Consider the following 2,381-nt stretch of genomic DNA (forward strand, 5'->3'; position numbering starts at 1 on the left):
GGATGCGGCCCCGGCGAGGCCGGCCGGCGTGTGCGTATCAACGGCGCCACCGCCCGCGCCGTCGAGGAGATGAGCGCCTATCTGCGCCTGCTCTGGCTCACCCCGGCGATGGACGGGCTGTTCACCGGCCCGGCCGGCGAGCGCCGCCGCTTCCTCGACCGGCTGGTGGTCACGCTGATCCCCGGCCACGCCGCCTCGGTCGCCGATTTCGACAAGGCCATGCGCCAGCGCAACCGCCTGCTCGAGGAGGAGGCCGACCCGCTCTGGCTGAGCGCCGTCGAGGCGCAGATGGCCGAGCATGCCGGCGCCATCCACTTCGCCCGTACCGACAGCCTCGCCCAGCTGCAGGCGCTGCTGCTCGAGGCCGTCGGCGACGACAGCTTCCCGGCGGCGCGGCTGGCGCTGACGGCGCTGTTTGCCGACGGGCCGGAGCCCGCCTCCTCGCGCGCCCTCGAGGCCGAACTCAAGGCGCGCTGGGCCGCCACGCGCCGGCTCGACCGCGCCGCCGGCCGCACCCTGGTCGGCCCGCACCGCGTCGATTTCGAGGTCCGCCACGCCCAGAAGGACATGCCGGCGGCGCTGGGCTCGACCGGCGAGCAGAAGGCGCTGCTGATCGGGCTCGTGCTCGCCCATGCCCGCCTCGTCCGGCGCATGACCGGCATCGCCCCGCTGCTGCTGCTCGACGAGATCGCCGCCCATCTCGACCCCGCCCGCCGCGCGGCACTGTTCGCCGCCCTCGACGGGCTCGGCACGCAGTGCTTCATGACCGGCACCGATCCGGTGCTGTTCGAGGCGCTGGACGGGCGGGCCCAGCTGATCACGGTGCGCGACGGGCGCCTGACCGGGCCGCGCTGAACGGCCGCGAACCCTTGAAAAACCGGCCCGAAATAGCCATTTCCCTTGGGTATCCGGGGGTGATCCGCTAGACCCTTGGGAGCGGAAAATCCACTGATTCGGGACCCCTTTTGAGCACCTCCGAAACTCCGTCACAACCGAGCGATTACGGCGCCGACTCGATCAAGGTCCTCAAGGGCCTCGACGCGGTGCGCAAGCGCCCCGGCATGTATATCGGCGATACCGACGACGGCTCGGGCCTGCACCACATGGTCTACGAGGTCGTCGACAACGCCATCGACGAGGCGCTGGCCGGGCACGCCGACCTGGTGACGGTGACGCTCAATGCCGACGGTTCGTGCACGGTCGCCGACAACGGGCGCGGCATCCCCACCGGCATCCACCAGTCCGAAGGCGTCTCGGCGGCCGAGGTCATCATGACCCAGCTGCACGCCGGCGGCAAATTCGACCAGAATTCCTACAAGGTCTCGGGGGGGCTGCACGGCGTCGGCGTCTCGGTGGTCAACGCGTTGTCGGTATGGCTGCGCATGCGCATCCGCCGCGACGGCAACATCCACGAGATGAGCTTCAGCAACGGCAACGCCGACGGCCCGCTCTCGGTCACCGGCAGCTACGAGCCCGACCTCCGGCCGGGCACCTACGAGGGTCGCAGCGGCACCGAGATCACCTTCCTGCCGTCGCCCAAGACCTTCACCATGACGGAGTTCGACTTCGCCACGCTGGAGCACCGGCTGCGCGAACTGGCCTTCCTCAATTCCGGCGTGCGCATCGTGCTCAACGACAACCGCCACCCCGAGCCGGTGACGGTGGAGCTGCATTACGAGGGCGGGCTCGAGGCCTTCGTGCGCTATCTCGACAAGGTCAAGACGCCGCTCATCGCCAACCCGATCATGCTCAGGGCGGACAAGGACGGCATCGTCGTCGAAGTCGCCATGTGGTGGAACGACAGCTACCACGAGAACGTGCTGTGCTTCACCAACAACATCCCGCAGCGCGACGGCGGCACGCACCTCGCCGGGCTGCGCGCCGCGCTCACCCGCCAGGTCACCAACTACGCCGAGCAGAGCGGCATCCTGAAGCGCGAGAAGGTGCAGCTGAGCGGTGACGACACGCGCGAGGGGCTGACCTGCGTGCTGTCGGTCAAGGTGCCGGACCCCAAGTTCTCGTCCCAGACCAAGGACAAGCTGGTCTCCTCCGAGGTCCGGCCGGTGGTCGAGAGCGTCGTCAACGACAAGCTGCAGCAATGGTTCGAGGAGCACCCGGCCGAGGCGCGGGTCGTGGTCGGCAAGGTGGCCGAGGCGGCCGCCGCGCGCGAGGCGGCGCGCAAGGCGCGCGAGCTGACGCGGCGCAAGTCGGCGCTCGACGTCAATTTCCTCGCCGGCAAGCTCAAGGACTGCTCCGAAAAGGACCCGGCCAAGTCCGAGCTGTTCCTGGTCGAGGGCGATTCCGCCGGCGGCTCGGCCACCCAGGGGCGCGACCGCTCGGTGCAGGCCGTGCTGCCGCTGCGCGGCAAGATCCTCAATGTC

General features: G+C 69.8%; 2 protein-coding genes. Both read left to right on the forward strand.

What is annotated here, in order from left to right; translation table 11 throughout:
- Window positions 1–855: DNA replication/repair protein RecF (gene recF / locus VGD93_RS10020; protein ID WP_395011630.1), on the forward strand; the 855-nt coding region annotated here is incomplete at its 5' end.
- A gap of 110 nt (window positions 856–965) precedes the next feature.
- The coding region (locus VGD93_RS10025) for a DNA gyrase subunit B (RefSeq protein WP_395011632.1) at window positions 966–2,381 on the forward strand (1,416 nt) is incomplete at its 3' end.

Origin of the sequence: Devosia sp. (assembly GCF_036406155.1) — a bacterium.
GTDB lineage: Bacteria > Pseudomonadota > Alphaproteobacteria > Rhizobiales > Devosiaceae > Devosia_A.